12 protein-coding genes are annotated in these 15,749 nt (G+C 44.2%); 4 read left to right on the top strand and 8 right to left on the bottom strand.

Annotated features, from left to right (window positions below):
• Window positions 1-6 precede the first annotated feature (6 nt).
• From G3569_RS04435 to G3569_RS04425, 3 genes are all read left to right on the top strand, one after another.
• Window positions 7-1,557: an acyl-CoA carboxylase subunit beta gene (locus G3569_RS04435; RefSeq protein WP_165266497.1), complete on the top strand. Its 1,551-nt coding sequence runs from the start codon at window positions 7-9 to the stop codon at window positions 1,555-1,557.
• Between the two features lie 131 nt (window positions 1,558-1,688).
• Window positions 1,689-3,062: a replication-associated recombination protein A gene (locus G3569_RS04430; RefSeq protein WP_165266495.1), complete on the top strand. Its 1,374-nt coding sequence runs from the start codon at window positions 1,689-1,691 to the stop codon at window positions 3,060-3,062.
• Between the two features lie 69 nt (window positions 3,063-3,131).
• Entirely contained in the window at window positions 3,132-3,692 is a 561-nt protein-coding gene (locus tag G3569_RS04425; RefSeq protein WP_165266493.1) for an NADPH-dependent FMN reductase, read from the top strand.
• A gap of 6 nt (window positions 3,693-3,698) precedes the next feature.
• Here the strand turns inward: G3569_RS04425 and G3569_RS04420 are convergent, their stop codons facing one another.
• From G3569_RS04420 to G3569_RS04395, 6 genes are all read right to left on the bottom strand, one after another.
• Entirely contained in the window at window positions 3,699-4,403 is a 705-nt protein-coding gene (locus G3569_RS04420; RefSeq protein WP_165266491.1) for a response regulator transcription factor, read from the bottom strand.
• Window positions 4,393-6,093 (bottom strand): sensor histidine kinase, encoded by a 1,701-nt coding sequence (locus G3569_RS04415; protein WP_165266489.1) that lies wholly within the window; start codon window positions 6,091-6,093, stop codon window positions 4,393-4,395. Before G3569_RS04415 ends, G3569_RS04420 begins: the two co-directional genes overlap by 11 nt.
• Before the next feature lie 177 nt (window positions 6,094-6,270).
• Window positions 6,271-8,310, bottom strand: coding sequence for a M1 family metallopeptidase (locus G3569_RS04410; protein ID WP_165266487.1), 2,040 nt, complete (start codon window positions 8,308-8,310; stop codon window positions 6,271-6,273).
• A gap of 44 nt (window positions 8,311-8,354) precedes the next feature.
• Complete coding sequence (locus G3569_RS04405) at window positions 8,355-8,735, bottom strand: response regulator (protein WP_165266485.1); 381 nt, start codon at window positions 8,733-8,735, stop codon at window positions 8,355-8,357.
• 275 nt (window positions 8,736-9,010) lie between these two features.
• Window positions 9,011-11,644, bottom strand: coding sequence for a PAS domain S-box protein (locus G3569_RS04400; RefSeq protein ID WP_165266483.1), 2,634 nt, complete (start codon window positions 11,642-11,644; stop codon window positions 9,011-9,013).
• Between the two features lie 253 nt (window positions 11,645-11,897).
• Window positions 11,898-13,253, bottom strand: a complete 1,356-nt coding sequence (locus G3569_RS04395) for a Y-family DNA polymerase (protein WP_165266481.1) — start codon at window positions 13,251-13,253, stop codon at window positions 11,898-11,900.
• Window positions 13,254-13,339: 86 nt separating this feature from the next.
• Between G3569_RS04395 and G3569_RS04390 the strand changes: the two genes are divergently transcribed.
• Entirely contained in the window at window positions 13,340-13,648 is a 309-nt protein-coding gene (locus tag G3569_RS04390; protein ID WP_165266479.1) for a hypothetical protein, read from the top strand.
• A gap of 210 nt (window positions 13,649-13,858) precedes the next feature.
• Here the strand turns inward: G3569_RS04390 and lexA are convergent, their stop codons facing one another.
• Both lexA and G3569_RS04380 read right to left on the bottom strand, forming a co-directional pair.
• Window positions 13,859-14,500, bottom strand: coding sequence for a transcriptional repressor LexA (gene lexA / locus G3569_RS04385; RefSeq protein WP_165266477.1), 642 nt, complete (start codon window positions 14,498-14,500; stop codon window positions 13,859-13,861).
• Between the two features lie 95 nt (window positions 14,501-14,595).
• Window positions 14,596-15,747: an FAD-dependent oxidoreductase gene (locus G3569_RS04380; RefSeq protein WP_165266475.1), complete on the bottom strand. Its 1,152-nt coding sequence runs from the start codon at window positions 15,745-15,747 to the stop codon at window positions 14,596-14,598.
• Window positions 15,748-15,749: the final 2 nt, after the last annotated feature.

Raw genomic sequence — 15,749 nt, 5'->3', positions numbered from 1 at the left:
ATTTAGATGGCTTCCGACAAAAAAGTAGAACGGTTAAAGCAAAAGCGTAAGGATGCTAAAAAGGGTGGCGGAGAAAAACGAATTCAAAAACAGCATGATAAAGGCAAGCTTACCGCTCGTGAGCGTATAGACTTGTTGATGGACAAGGGTTCGTTTGAAGAGATCGACCCATTTGTTACGCACCGGAGTAAGAAGTTTGGCTTAGATAAAAAGAAAATTGACGGTGATGGGGTTGTTACCGGCTATGGTAAAATTCACGGCCGGCCGATCTACGTTTTTAGCCAGGATTTCACGGTTTTCGGAGGTTCGCTGTCGGAGACGCATGCCGAGAAGATCTGCAAGATTATGGATATGGCGATGAAAAATGGCGTACCCATTATCGGTCTTAATGATTCTGGCGGTGCTCGTATCCAGGAAGGTGTTTCTTCGCTCGGCGGATATGCCGAGGTGTTCTGGCGAAACAGTATGGCTTCGGGCGTGATCCCACAATTTTCGGCGGTGATGGGGCCTTGTGCCGGTGGTGCAGTGTATAGTCCGGCACTGACAGATTTTGTTTCGATGGTGAAAGATACCAGCTATATGTTTGTAACGGGGCCGAATGTGGTTAAAACGGTCACCCATGAAGAGGTTACTTCCGAAGAGCTGGGAGGGGCCAGTGCCCACGGCAAGAAGTCAGGGGTCGCGCATTTTACCGAAGAAAATGATGCCATCTGCCTGAAGAATTTACGCAGGTTGTTAACTTATGTGCCGCAAAATTGTGAGGAGAAGCCGCCGCGGGAAGAGGCCAAAGCACCGGATTCTGCCAAGGCCGACAAACTGGACGAGATTGTTCCGGACAATCCCAATAAACCCTACGATATTAAAGATGTAATTGGCGGTATTGTAGATAAGGACTCGTTTATGGAGGTGCATGAGCATTATGCTACCAATATTGTGGTAGGTTTTGCCCGTATCGAAGGACGCAGTGTCGGTATTGTTGCTAATCAGCCGCTTTCGCTGGCCGGAGTGCTCGATATAGATGCATCATTGAAAGGGGCCCGGTTCGTGCGATTCTGTGATGCTTTTAATATTCCATTGGTCACGTTTGAAGATGTACCCGGATTTTTGCCCGGCACCGACCAGGAGTGGGGCGGCATTATTAAACACGGCGCAAAGCTGCTATATGCCTTTTGTGAGGCGACAGTTCCCAAGATGACGGTCATTACCCGCAAAGCATATGGAGGGGCTTACGACGTAATGAACTCCAAGCATATCCGTGCTGATTATAATGTGGCATGGCCCACGGCTGAAATTGCAGTAATGGGACCGAAGGGAGCGGTAGAGATTATTTTCCGCAAAGAGATTGCTAATGCCGATGATCCGGAGGCGAAAGAGCAGGAACTTATCGATTACTATAAGGAGGAGTTTGCGCATCCGTATAAGGCGGCTGAGCGAGGATTTATTGATAATGTTATTCTGCCGAGCGAAACGCGTGAGAAGCTTATTCATGCGCTCGAGATCACCGAAAACAAGGTGGATAATGTGCCGCAGAAAAAGCATGACAATCTTCCGTTGTAGAATTAGGAATTGAGAATTTTGAATTAGGAATTATTTGGTCATCTATAATTTATTAATATTTATTTCTGTTTTATTGTGCAATGAATATTAGCGATCTTATCAATTCCTAATTCTTAATTTCTAATTTATTCATGGATCTTTTTAACGAGGATGCTGATCAGCAAAAGGGTCAGCAATCCGACTTCGTAAATCCCCACGAGCCCCTGGCCACGCGCATGCGTCCACGGTCGCTGGAAGAGTTCGTAGGCCAGAACCACATTGTCGGTGAAGGCCAAATGTTGCGGCGCATGATCGAATCCGGTGTGATTGGATCACTCATTTTTTATGGTCCCCCAAGCTCCGGTAAAACCACACTGGCTCATGTTATTTCCCGAGAAATTAATGCGCAGTACGTAGAATTAAATGCCGTTCTTGACGGTATTAAGGATCTGCGAAAGGTGGTGGCCAAAGCTGAAAAAGTACAGCAGATGAATGGGCGAAAGACTATTCTTTTTGTGGATGAAATTCACCGGTGGAATAAGGCCCAGCAGGATGCCCTGTTACCTCATCTTGAGTCGGGTGTTATTACCCTGATTGGGGCTACCACAGAAAACCCTTTTTACTCGTTGGTGAGCCCGCTGTTGTCACGGTGCCAGCTATTTGAACTCTATGATTTGACGAAAGATCATGTACTGACCATGATCGATCGCTCCCTGGAAGATGAAAAACGGGGACTTGGAAGTAAAAAGGTGGAAGTAACCGATGCGGCTAAAGATCACCTGGCAGATTTTGCCGGCGGAGATATCAGGAATGCTATTAATGCGCTGGAAGTAGCCGTACTTTCCAGTGAAGCCGATGAAGATGGGCTGATCCATATTGACCTGGATATCGCTAAAGAATGTATACAGCGGCGTGGTGTACGCTATGACGGTACCGGAGATGAGCATTACGATTATGCCTCGGCTTTTATCAAGTCGTTGCGTGGTTCTGATGTTGATGCTGCGCTATACTGGATGGTAGCAATGCTGGAGGGAGGAGAGGATCCCAACTTCTTGTTTCGCCGTATGCTGATTCAATCGTCAGAGGATGTGGGAATGGCTGATCCCCATGCGCTGTCGGTGGTAAATTCGGCCCATGAGGCCTTTACCAAGTGCGGGATGCCCGAAGGATTGTACTTCTTGGCTCATGCCTGTATTTACGTGGCATTGGCTCCCAAGAGCAATAGTGCCGGGGCGGTGTTCTCAGTTCGCAGTGAGATAAAAAATAATGGGATCGGCCCGGTGCCTTCGCACTTGAGAGATAAAACAGCGAACTCCAAACAATCACGGTACCGCGGGGTTGAAAATGCTTCTGATGATTATCATTATCCCCACTCATATGACCATCACTGGATTCCTCAGGATTATCTGCCCGATGAGGTGAAAGATAAGGAGTGGTATGAGCCCGGCAATATCGGACGCGAAAGCAAGCTCTGGAAACGACTGGAAACGATAAAAGAAGCATATGCCAAAGCGTCTAAGAAGTAGGGAGTGCTTTATTTTGGATAAGAAATCGTATCTTTGACCATCAACAACACAGTTTAAGCCTAAGTTTATATGCTTGATTTACAAATCATAAGTGGCACTGACCGGCCCGGTTCCAATGCCTTACGAGTATCGAAATATATACAGAAAAAGTACCGTGAAGAGGGTGTTGATACAGGGATTATTGATATGCAAAATTTTCCTGTAGATCAGGTCGCCGGTGGTAAATACGGCGAGGAACTGCCCGAGGTGGAAGCATTTGTAAGTCGGGCTGTAACCGCGGATGGACTTGTCATCGTATGCCCGGAATATAATGGCGGGTATCCCGGTATTCTGAAACTGTTTATTGATTACTTTCCTTTTCCCGGCAGTTTAGAGAAAAAGCCCATAGCTTTAGTGGGCGAAGCCAGCGGTGCTTTCGGTGCACTGCGGGCCGTAGAACAGCTGCAGCAAGTACTTGGCTATCGTCATGCCCATATCTTCCCGGAACGGGTTTTTATCCCCCGGGTTACAGAAAATTTTGATGATGAAACGGGCATCAACGATGATTTCCAGCAGCAGTTGCTCATGGCCCAGGTTACCGGCTTTCCCCAGTTTGTTCGCGACCTGAATAAAGATTCAGTTGTCTCCTAAAAACCGTTAGCTCATCTTTAGCATATAGCCTACCCCGTGGAGGGTAACGAGATACTTGGGATCATCGGGATGCATCTCAATCTTTGAGCGTAATTTGGAGATATGGACATCCACAGTACGTGTATTAGTGCTAAACTCATACCGCCATACATTTTCGAGCAGGGCATCGCGTGAGACCGGTTCATTGGCGTGGGCTACCAAATAGCGAATAAGTTCTACTTCGCGAGTGGTGAGTTCAATATCTCCATTTTCGGGATGTTCGGCGACGGCATTCTTTAGGTTGACATGGATAGGATCTAGGTCAACCTCGTTGATAGGGGTGGCACTGGCGTACTCTTCGGAGCGGCGCAGCCGTGCCTGGATGCGTGCCAGCAGTTCTTTGACGCCAAAGGGCTTTGTCATATAGTCATCAGCCCCGATATTTAAGCCCGTAACTTTGTCGATCTCCTGGTCGCGGGCCGTAAGCATAATAATAGGGAAGGTATAGTTCATCCCCCGAACCTTTCGACATACATCAAAGCCACTCATCCCCGGAAGCATAAGGTCCAGGATCATCAAGTCGGGATTTTCCTCTTTTACAATATCTACTGCTTTATCTCCTTCATTGGCTACAAATACATTATAGCCTTCATTTTCGAGAGTATCTTGTAGGGTGAATACCAAGCTCGGTTCGTCTTCGACGATTACAATCTTTTTAGAATCAGTTGACATATATTTCAGACTCCTTATTTAATGAATCAGATTCAGTAGAATATGATGTGTTTGGTTGATCAGTGGTATCTTCTTCGTCAAGGATAACGGGAAAGGTAATAGTGAATGTTGAGCCTTCTTCAGGGGTGCTGGATACGGTAATATCGCCGTCATTGAGTTCAACAAGGTTGCTGACAATGGATAGGCCGAGTCCGTGTCCTTTTGTTTTGGCTGTTAAGGTATCCTCAGCACGGAAAAATTTCTCAAAGATATGAGCAGTGACTTTGTTGTTCATCCCTACACCGTGATCTTCTACCTGTAATACCAATTTCTCGTCTTCTTTTTTCAGCCGAATGTGGATGAATTTTTCATCTGTACTGTATTTAATAGCATTTTCAACAAGGTTGCTGACAATGGTTTCAAAGCTATTGGGATCAACCATCACCATCGGAAGGTTTTCTTCAATAGTAGTGTGTAGTGTAAACCCTTTCTTTTCAATATATTTTTTATGCTCATCAATATATGAATGTAGTTTTTTAGCCAGGTTAATGGGTTCGGGTTCTACCAATGACTGTCCCGCGTCGGCTTTAGCCACATCAAGAAGCTTCTCGATCATCTTGCGAAGGCGTACGGCTTCATTAAAAATATGATTACCGTAATTTTTGAGTCTTGTTTTATCGGTAACACGTCCATCTGCCAGATTTTCTCCTGCCGCTTGCATTACTGCCAATGGGGTTTTAAGCTCGTGAGTGACGTTTGCCAAAAAACCGGCTTGACGCTGAGCCAGCGCTCGTTCTTTTTGGGCAGATCTAAACATAAAAACGAGAGCCCCTATCAGTAGCAGCATGGCAGCTCCCAGAACTGTTATATTTTTAATAAGAGATGCATTGGAGGCCGCAACGGCAGATTGATCAGTAAACGCTACCTGCAGTTCCCAATAGTCAAATAAACTGGGGAAGTCTTGTTCAAACTGTACTTTTTCATGGTCATATTGTACGGTGGTATCGCTGCTAGCAATAATTTCGTCATTTACCCAGTCGCGCAGCCAGACATGCATGTCCGACTGGTCAGGCGTGCCAAATTTTTCCGCCAGCTTTTTGGGAAGATATTCATTGCGCAGATAATCTTGGTTGAACGGCATGGTAAGGTAGCCAAAGATGCTTTTCTCCGAGGGATCTAGAATGGCAATAGTAACACTGCGGTGGGAATCAAAAATGACTTTATTACTGTACTTATAGTCATCAATGAGACTCTTCATTTGCGTACGGGAAATACCCATTCCATCACAAACAAGCTCGGGATAAGAGGAGGTACGGACAAACTTTTCGAGCTTGTCGTTATATCGTAGAATAGCCTCATTCTGTTGACAAACTTTGGAATCTGATGGGATAAAATAGATATTATCAAATATCTTATCATCAGCCGCTTTGTTGAGCTTTGATATGACTTCGTCTGAAAATTTACCTGTTTTTCTGAAGGTAGATTTCAGATGCTTTATATCTATGGAGCTAAGCCCGTAGTATGATTCGAAAAAACGATACCTGATCTTGTCGGAAAATTCAGCAATCTGTAGCTTTTTATTTTCCCGATTCGATTCCAGCGTATTTTCATGAAGAGCATACAGGGAGTATACATTCATACCGGTAAGGCCGATAATGGCGATAATACCGACAGCGAGCAGTAGCCACCGAAGTGATCCGTAACGCTTCATATTGTATAATTTATAAATGCTAAACCAGTGAGATGATACGTACCTAAAGGTAAGAAATTTAAGAAGGTAACGAATTCCATAATCCCAATTATTTACGGAATTTAATAACTTTTGCACCCAAAATAAGAAAAGGATACCATAATAGGCATCCTTTTACCAATATTGGAAGAATTTATACTATTTGGTCCAGCGATTATTTTCCCGATTATTGTCGGGATACAGCTTGTCAGGATCAATAACCACCTTGGTAGCTTGGCCATCAACAGTAACAATCGCTTTGGTTGCCCCTTTGAGCCATTTTTCAACAGGAACTTTTCGCATTATTGTTGAGCCATCGGCGAGGGTAATTTCGATATTTGCCGGCATCGGTGCCAAGCCGTTGTCATGGATAATAATCCGACTACTGTTTTCGTCTGTTGTTACCTCCGCTACGGCATGGTCCAGAGTCCAGGTTTCGTAGTACCAGCTTCTCCAAAACCAATCGAGATCTTGTCCGGCAACATCTTCAAAGGTATTAAACATATCCCACGGGTAGGGATGTTTATATTGCCAGCGATCAAGAAAGGTGCGATATGCTTTGTTAAATGTTTCTTCACCTAAATAGTTTCGCAGGCTTACCAGCATAGTGGCCGGTTTGGGATAGGATGCCACTCCATAGGCAAAGCCGTTGTAGTGGTAGTCTGACCAGCGCATGATAGGGCCTTCTGCATCCGAATAGGTGATGCGCAGGTAACTTTGCATATCAGAAATATCAAAGTTTTGTTTGTCGGGGTAGTACGATTTTTTTGCCTGGTTCTCATTAAAAGTCGTTGTTCCTTCATCCATCCAGGCATAGCGTCGTTCGTTTGTGCTAATCTGCATAGGAACCCACATATGGGCTAGCTCGTGTGCAATGACAGCATACAGTGACTGTGCAGGTCGGCCTTTATAATCCCCAATGATCGTAATCATCGGAAACTCCATCCCGCCACCGATAATACCGCCACCTTCAACAGAGGTCATATGTGGCCAGGGATAGGGCATGTGGGTATACTCCGACAGAAAAGTGATTGCGTTTCGGGTAAACTTGGCGGCATTGGTCCATAAAGGCGCCGAGTTGCGATAGATTGCATTAATGCTGGAGAAATCTTCGTTTCCATCTCCGTCACGATCTCCAACACTGGCCCGGGTGGCATCCCAAAGCGACTCTTTCGTGACACTAAAAGCAAAATCACGTACGTCTTGGGCTTGAAAGTTCCAGGTTACTTTATTGTTGTCAGTAGACTTGGTAACGGATCCAAAATCTTCTTTTGTCACTACATGGATCACACTATCGCTTTTATGTGCCCGGCTCAGGCGCTGGTGAATATTTTGTGTAAGGATACTTTTGCTGTTTCGCAGTTTCCCGGTAGCGCCAACCATCCATTGTTCGGGTACAGTGATATCGACATTATAGTTCGCAAAATCGTGGTAGAATTCCGCATTACCGGTAAAAGGATCCGTAAACCAACCGTTGACATCATCATAAACCCGCATTTGAGGATACCAATAGGCAATATAATACAAGTTGTCTTTGCTGTAACCCATACGTCCGTCGGCCCCGGCCTGTGGTATTTTAAAGTCCCAGTCCACGCTAATAGTCATACTGTCGCCCGGTGCTAAAGGTTGATTGGGACGGACAACCATTTGGGTGCCATTCACATAATATCCGCTTGGGGCATTAGGCGAGGGGAGCTGTGACAGATCTTTGTCGTTGGCAGCAACCTTGTGGAGCGTTACGCCCCCTGTTACTTCTTGGTTTCCACTGCGTTGGACACCCTTTTTATGGAGATTTTGAGCAAGCTCCATAAAAAGAGTACCAAGAGTATCAGGAGAGTTATTGTAATAGGTGATGGTACTGCTCCCTTTTAGCAGGGTATCGGAAGGGATGAGTTCTGCGTCAATATCGTAATGCGCACGTTGTGTCCAGTAGTCGGGTCCCGGTTCGCCCGACATTGTTCGGGTCCCCAACTCCACTGCATTGAAGAACGATGTTGGAATTTCGTTGGTAATAGGGTTGGCTACCGGCCGATCCATTTCGGAAGGTAGTTTATGATACTTTTCTTTTTGAGCTGATTGCTTAGAATCTTCTTGCTGTGGACCCTCTGCTACCTGTTGTGTGCCGGTACAGCTTGAAAGGAATATAAGCAGAGTTATAATAGCAACAGAAATGTTGCGCAAAGATACTAGCTTTGTCATAAGAAAAGAGGGTCGTAGCTTTTAATTAAGAGATATAGAATTCGTTATGAATTGAGAGGAAAATGTTTTGAAACGGCTTTCTTGAGATCATCAAATTCGATGGGCTTCGTCAAGTAGTCGAGATAATCGGTAGCCTCGGCTCGTTCAACATGATAGGGGTCCGAGTTACCGGTAATATAAATAACGGGAACCTTTGAAAATTTTCGGATTTCCAGCATGGCATCGATACCATCGATATCACCTTCCAGAGAGATGTCCATAACAATAAGATCCGGATCTATCTTTTGTGCGATCTCAATAGCGGTTTTGCCATAGACCAGTTCTCCTTCTGTTTGGAAGCCAAGCCGTTCAAGATAACTCTCATACAGAAGGTTCAGGATGAGGTCGTCTTCGACAATTATGACATTCTTTTCTTTTGTGCCCATAAAAATGTGATCAATTCATGATAACAAGTCTAAAAATAGAAAAATCGAGAGATAAGACAATCAATTTTATCTATTCCAGTAAAATTATATAAATAAAGCTAACTGGACATTCAGCATGTAGTACTCAACGGTATGAGTATTTTATTGGAAATACAAACGTTTTTGAGAAGGGGGGAGCTAAGACAGAGAAAACTGAGCCTCTGTTTGTTTCAGAAGAATACAGCAAGAAATGATGGAGTAATAATCAGAAGTCCTATTATCCTCGTTTACTCAAACTAGGTTGTTAAAGAACTGCCGGCCCCTTTTACGTTCTTCTTCTCAAAATGGATAACAAATTCGCTACCTGCTTCAGATCGTACTTCTATCTCCGCTTCGAGTTGTTGGACCAGCGTGTTGATAAGTGAAAAGCTGATAGAGTTATCGTGAGAAAGCGAGAAGTCATCCGGCAATCCTTTGCCATCGTCTTTAATATGCAGGGTTACCTCGTCGCCATTCTCTTTCAGAAAGATTGTAATGGTCCCTTTATCGTCGGGGAAAGCATTATTGTAAGCATGTGTGACTATTTCATTGATAATAAGTCCGCACGGAATAGCTTGATTTACATTGAGTTGAATATCATTCACAGATACTTCAAAATTGATATCCGAATGTTCTTGCTGATAAATACTCTTAATGGAGTCAATAGTTTTAGAAACAAAATCACTAAAAGAAAGATTGCTGAAGTCTTGGGCCTGATACAGCATTTCATGTACGGTGGCCATCGACTGAATACGCAGCTGGCTGTTGGCTAATATATTTTTTGTGTTATCGTTTTCGGTGTTAAAACATTCCAGTTGTAACAGCCCGGAGATGATGGCCAGGTTATTTTTTACACGGTGATGAATTTCAGATAGTAAAACTTTCTTTTCTTTTAATGATATTTCCAGTTGATGTTCATACTCTTTTAAGTCAGCAATATTTTGAGCGGTACCGATAAAAAAATTGCGATCGCCACTGCGAAATGAGCTTGTACTGAAAAGGTGCGGGATATTATCGCCATCGCGGGTTTTTAAGTTGGCTTCGGCTGTGACCTCTCCTTTTTCAAAAACTTTTTTCAATGCTTTTTCTACATATTGCCGGTGTTCTTCCGCGATAAATTTTTTGGGATGCATGTAAGAGATCTCTTGCTGGGTATACCCTGTTATTTCGCGTATTTGGTCGTTCCAGCGAATCGGGTTGCCATCGCGGTCAAACATGAAGAACGAGATAGGTAAACTGTTTATGATTTTGTCACTCAACTGTTTCTCTCGTTCCAGTTTAAACTGGGTTTTCTTTTGCTTGGTGATATCCTGTACGGCCCCATTTGCCTCAAGGGGTTTGTCTCCGGGTCCATAAATAGTTTTAATAGAATGCCGTACCCATTTGATAGTTCCATTTGGGGCGAGTATCCGGTGTTCAAAGTCTTTAATTAAATCTCCTTCCATAATACTTGAAAGAAGATCTTTAACCCGGTTATTATCTTCGGGGTGTACGCGATCCAGAAGCAGATCTACAGAAGGCTTTTGCATGATATCAAAGTCGTAGATATCATATATTTTCTTCGACCATTCCATGGTGTTATCCCCGATCTCCCATCGCCAGCTGCCGACCTCTGCCAGCTCTTGGCCCAGGTTAAGATTCGTCAGGGTTTTTTTGAGTTTCTCCTGGGTTTCTCTGCGTTCTGAGATATCACGAAAAATACATAAAAATTGGGGCGGAGTACTGTCTTTTATATGGTTTACTTGCAGTTCAATGGGGAATTGTGATCCATCTTTACGGAGTGCAGGCATCTCAACGAGCTTGTTAATGATAGGGCTGTGGCCTGTTTCAAGATAGTGTTTTATCCCTTCTGCATGTTCCTCGCGGTATAGAGGAGGGATAAGCGTTTCGCTCATCGATTTACCAATAATTTCTTCTTTATCGTATTGAAAGGTCTTTTCTGCCGCTGAATTAAATTGCATAATTTCACCATGTTGATTGATGGTGATGATACAATCAGAGGCTGAATTGAGGATCGTCTCTTTTTTGATCTGTGTTTCTTGTAGAGCCCGAAGTGTTTTTTCTTGCTCGCTAATATCTTTGCCGGTTACAAACCAGCGCCCGAAAAACCTGGAAAAGGTAAATTCCAGGTAGATTATTTGCTCGCCACCTGTTTCTACGGGAGCAATAAATGTCCCTTTCTTTTTATTTGATTGCCTGAGGAATTTTATGGCATTTCGCTTGGCAGGGCCGTCAATAATTTGGTCAGCAAATGGCTGGCCTATAAGGGAGCCTTCATAGTCTAGCGTAGTGTGGGTATTTTCAGTGGTTTTGAGAATTCGAAGCGAATCGGTATCAACAATTATTTGGAGATCAGAAGAGTTGCTTAGAAATTTATCTGCATTATTAAGTCTTTTATTTCGTGCATCGAGCTGAGTATTCTTTTTTCGTAATTCCAGGTGGTCAACCACTTCGCGGGCGAGCAGCTTAAGGCTCTGAATTTGTTGGTCGGTTAATTGGCGGGGTTTGTTATCGATAACACAGATAGTGCCTAAATTGTATCCCTTTTCCGTAGTTAAAGGAACTCCGGCATAAAAACGAATCCCCTGCTCTATATACGGGCTATTCCTAAACCGAAGGTCCAGCAGCGTATCCTCAACAATCATCAGGTCTTGGTTTTTAATCGCATACTGGCAGAAACTCTCTTCTTTGGGAATGGCAGATATATCGATTCCGTTGCTCGACTTTGTGATCTGTTGGTGAGAGTCTAGCAGATTTATTAGCGCAACAGGGGTATTACAGATTGTTGAGGCAAGTTCCGTTAAACCAGTAAGGGTATCCTCGGTCTCTTCATTAACAATATTGAATGATTGTAGTTCTACCAGTCGCTTTTGTTCGGTATTGGAACTCATAATCTAAACCGTTAAAAATGTTTTGGCTCAAAGAAACGTTAGTAGATCAATACTACTTTCTCGCTCTGGGAAATAATAGTTGTGAATAATTATTTGATGGATAATGGCCAGCTATACTTTGTACTTTATCGTTATCGGTGGGATACAGCAAATCTTAACTGAAAAGATGTAAATAGTTTTAAATATCGAAGGTTGTAATATTTATGGATTATTTTAACTGAAGATGGGATACGCCAGAGGTATAATATGTTTTCTAAATCGATCGCTCTTTAAAATGAGTATGCCCTTTCACATCGTACTGGCTAATGCCGTGATCAATTGTATCCAGTCCAAAGCGATTATTAAGGTAGTCCATCGCTTGATGTAATCGCTGCAGGCGCGGGTTTTCCTGGAAGAATAGTTCCATCTGTGTCGTCATATTTAATTCCGTTGTACCCAACATAATAGCCCGAAATTTTTTGCCCTGTTTTTTACAATAAAAAAGCATCGGCATTACTTTCTGCAGACAATTTTGGAGCACATAGCCATCCAGGTTAGTTAAACCCGGCGCACGAAAGGTAAAAGAAAACCCGTCTTTTTGAGGACCCTGAAAACGAACGTTGCCAAAGAATTTATCCGACTTTTTGCCATAACCGCGCAGCCGATAGCAGACCTGTTTGGTTGCTTTGGCAAACTCCGCAGCCACTTGCCACGGGTCATTGGTCCAGGTCGAAAAAGTATGCCCGTAGGAGACCCGCTCGGGCACGTATTCGCTATCGTCACTGACGATTGCACGGTCTTTGCCGGCTGCCGTTCGCCAAAGCATTTTGCCAAAATACTGTCCGAATAGTTTCTGGAACAGGGGATATCCTTGTTCAACAGCACAACCAATAGTTGATACGCCCCGTGATTTTAACTTCTCATATCGCCGCCGACCGATACCCCAAACCTCGTCCAGCGGCATAGGCCAGATCCGTTTTTCGATATCATCTTGCTGAGTAATGACGGTGAGCCCGTTCGGTTTTTCTATATCGGAAGTCAGTTTGGAATAGGTTTTGGAAGTAGAAATACCTACGCTACAGTAGAGTTGCGTCTCTTCCAGAATTGCTTCCTTGATATTCCAGCCAAACTCTACAAGTTCCTCGCGAGAATCGTCTTTCTTCCAGGTAATATCCATAAAAAACTCATCCATGCTGTAGGCTTCAACATCCGGCGAAAACGTATCCAGCACATTCTTAATACGCTTGCTATAGGCGCGGTATTTCTCATAATCTACTTGCTTAAAAATGATATAGGGACAGAGCTTATAGGCTTGTAGTGCGCTCATCGCCGTTTTTATGCCCAAGGCACGCGCTTCATATGAACTGGTTGCTACAATACCTTTAACAGTGCCGTCCTCTTTGCGCCACCCGCCTACGGCTACCGGCATACCGTAGAGATTGTAGCAGAGCTGCTCAACCTGGGCATAAAAGGCATTCATGTCGATATGTACATAGAGCCGCGGCTTATTCCCGGGATGCTGCATGTCAGCGGCTACGGTCTGGTAGCGCGTAATATTGTGTACATTTTTACTCAGCTGGTATTGCCCGGGATCGGGCAGCTGAGGCGGTGTATTATTTTGTAGATCCATGTTGACAATGAGTCGATCAATGATGTAACTTATATGTACGTATGTACATAATATAAAATTGGCAAATAGAATGAAAGGTGTGAGCAATGGGGGACCGTAATAACAAACAGACCGAGCCGGAACCACTGATCGTAATAACAACGGTGGCATCCTTTGCGGATAAGGAGCGGGATATTACCCGGCGATTGCAGCCGGTAAAGATATTACGTCGAAATGGACAGGTACATAAAGTACAAAAGGTGCGAAAATGCCATGAAGAACCCACCGGACATGGCCACAAGCAGATTCATATTACCCTGCAGACCCACGACGACCGGTACTTGGATATCGTTTTTGATACGCGTAAGGTAGGGTGGTATCTGGTATATGAGGAAGCCGGCATGCTACTTCAGTGATCAGTTTACAGTTCACAGTTTGTCAGTTGATCAAGTTTTAAGTGTAAAGTATTAGATGACGGACAACCGCCGACCGAGAGCCTCCCGCATCCAACGTAGCCTCCAACTTCCAACTGTCCAGCTTCTAACCTCCAATATCCAACCTCACTCATCACACCAATTCCTAATTATCCTGCATCTTGTCTCCTGAAACTTGTATCCTGCTTGTCTTTAATACGGCGATTTGAAAATCCCCTGCTCATTCATATGCCCCACATACTTGCCGAGAATACGCACCTCTTCCGCTTCTTCCGGTTCGATAATAATATCTTCAAATTCAGGATTGGCGGGCTCCAGTCGTAGGCTATCATTTTCTTTGTAGATGCGTTTGAGGGTAGTCTCATCGTTATACAGTACGGCTCCCACATCTCCATCACGGATCTCCGTTTTGGAAAGCAGTACAAAGTCTCCATCCGTAATATCCAGGTTTTTCATGCTCATTCCTTTTACGCGCAGGGCAAAGATGTTATCCGTATTGGGAAAGAGATATTCAAAGGTAAGCTCTCCCATATCCGATTCAATAGCTTCTTGCATGGCCCCGGCGGTAATTTCTCCCAGCACAGGAATGGACGAAGAGGATGGGGTATTGCCCGGCCAAACATCGAGGGGAGAGGTAAAGGTATAATTTTCGGAACCGTCTTTCTTGAGATAGCCTTTGTCAACCAGCGCCTGATGGTACTGTACCGAGCTGTTGGCCGACTTAAAGCCATTGAGCTCAGCAGCCTCGCGGTGACTGGGCAAGCGCAAGTGCTTCTGGAAAAAAGATACCAGGCTTTGGTAAAACTGCTGCTGTTTGGGGGTCAGGTCTTCCATAATCAATAGTATATGTATGTTTGTACATAATGTAAGAGGTGTAGTTGTTATTTGAAAGTGGAACTACAAGATCCAATAGTTGATGAGAAGTTCTGTTAGGATTTACCCTCCATCACTTTACTTAAATCAGAAAGAATTTGCTGCATACTGTACAGGGGGAGCAGGTTGTTTCTGACTTTCGAAAGCAATGATGATTTAATAAACATCATTTTTGCCAGCTTGCGCGAATCGGCTTGTGCTGCTTCTACCCGCTTTTTTTGCCGTTGGGTAAAAAGATTGAGTCCATATGGAATATGGTGCTTATCGACGCGGGAAAGTTCATCGGCCAGAGCAGCGGCAGAGTCCATCGCCATAGAGGCTCCGACGCCTGCTGTTGGTAAGAATCCCGTGGCAGCATCACCTAAAAGTACTACGTTTCTTTTGTGCCAGGTATCGGTTTGGCAGTCATGGAAATCCCAAAAGAAGGGATCGGGAGTGCTACGAACGGCTTGTAATGCGTGATTCGGCAGATCAAAATCGGAAGAGATAGTTTGATATACTTCGTCAGCAAAATTTTGCACTCCTTTTTCTTTGAGTTCCTCTAGGGGACCGCCCAAGAAGACACCAATTTTATTTTGTACGGGATAGATGCCAAGGAATGATCCTGGTCCCCAGTATTCTTTGTATGCAGTTATAGGTGCTTCATTTAGCCAGCCTACCCAGCCGCCCCAGCCGGTATGGAAGTAGCTGTATTCACGTTCATCTAACAGGTGAGTTCGACTTTTAGAATGAAGTCCGTCTGCTATAATAACAAGATCGGACTGTTTGCGGTGGTTATCAGAAAAGGTAACTGTGACTTTGCCATTATCTTGCACCAAGTTTGTAATGGTGGTATCAAAATGGATCGTTTCAGGGGGCACGTTATCCAGTAAAATATCAATCAGCTTTTGACGAGTAATACTGCGATACGAGCCATACTTTTTGTTGATAAAGGTCAGGGGATAGGATCTAATGAGCCGCCCATCAGCATGATGTGCTTCATAGGTCTCCATCTGTATACTGTTATCGTGATATTGGTCCCGGGCATCAAGAGTGTTAAGCACACGTCCGCCCAGGGGATATAGCCCAAGCATGTAGCCCGTGGTATTGAAATGTTCTTCAGTATCCCGTTCAATGATTTGAGGATGTAATCCGTGTTTGGCTAACAGTCCGGCACAGGTCAGCCCCGCTACACCGGCTCCTACTATTAATATATCTATGTTTTGCACGT

It is taken from the genome of Fodinibius halophilus, assembly GCF_011059105.1.
GTDB lineage: Bacteria > Bacteroidota > Rhodothermia > Balneolales > Balneolaceae > Fodinibius > Fodinibius halophilus.
Note: the sequence above shows the minus strand (reverse complement) of the source record. Positions and strands in the feature narration are given on the sequence as shown.

Excerpts from the sequence above, each read along its gene's own strand:
- G3569_RS04425 (WP_165266493.1), top strand. The coding sequence starts at position 3,132 with ATGCTTGATTTACAAATCATAAGTGGCACTGACCGGCCCGGTTCCAAT.
- G3569_RS04395 (WP_165266481.1), bottom strand. The coding sequence starts at position 13,253 with ATGGATCTACAAAATAATACACCGCCTCAGCTGCCCGATCCCGGGCAA.
- G3569_RS04390 (WP_165266479.1), top strand. The coding sequence starts at position 13,340 with ATGGGGGACCGTAATAACAAACAGACCGAGCCGGAACCACTGATCGTA.
- G3569_RS04420 (WP_165266491.1), bottom strand. The coding sequence starts at position 4,403 with ATGTCAACTGATTCTAAAAAGATTGTAATCGTCGAAGACGAACCGAGC.
- G3569_RS04415 (WP_165266489.1), bottom strand. The coding sequence starts at position 6,093 with ATGAAGCGTTACGGATCACTTCGGTGGCTACTGCTCGCTGTCGGTATT.
- G3569_RS04435 (WP_165266497.1), top strand. The coding sequence starts at position 7 with ATGGCTTCCGACAAAAAAGTAGAACGGTTAAAGCAAAAGCGTAAGGAT.
- G3569_RS04405 (WP_165266485.1), bottom strand. The coding sequence starts at position 8,735 with ATGGGCACAAAAGAAAAGAATGTCATAATTGTCGAAGACGACCTCATC.
- G3569_RS04400 (WP_165266483.1), bottom strand. The coding sequence starts at position 11,644 with ATGAGTTCCAATACCGAACAAAAGCGACTGGTAGAACTACAATCATTC.
- G3569_RS04410 (WP_165266487.1), bottom strand. The coding sequence starts at position 8,310 with ATGACAAAGCTAGTATCTTTGCGCAACATTTCTGTTGCTATTATAACT.
- G3569_RS04430 (WP_165266495.1), top strand. The coding sequence starts at position 1,689 with ATGGATCTTTTTAACGAGGATGCTGATCAGCAAAAGGGTCAGCAATCC.
- lexA (WP_165266477.1), bottom strand. The coding sequence starts at position 14,500 with ATGGAAGACCTGACCCCCAAACAGCAGCAGTTTTACCAAAGCCTGGTA.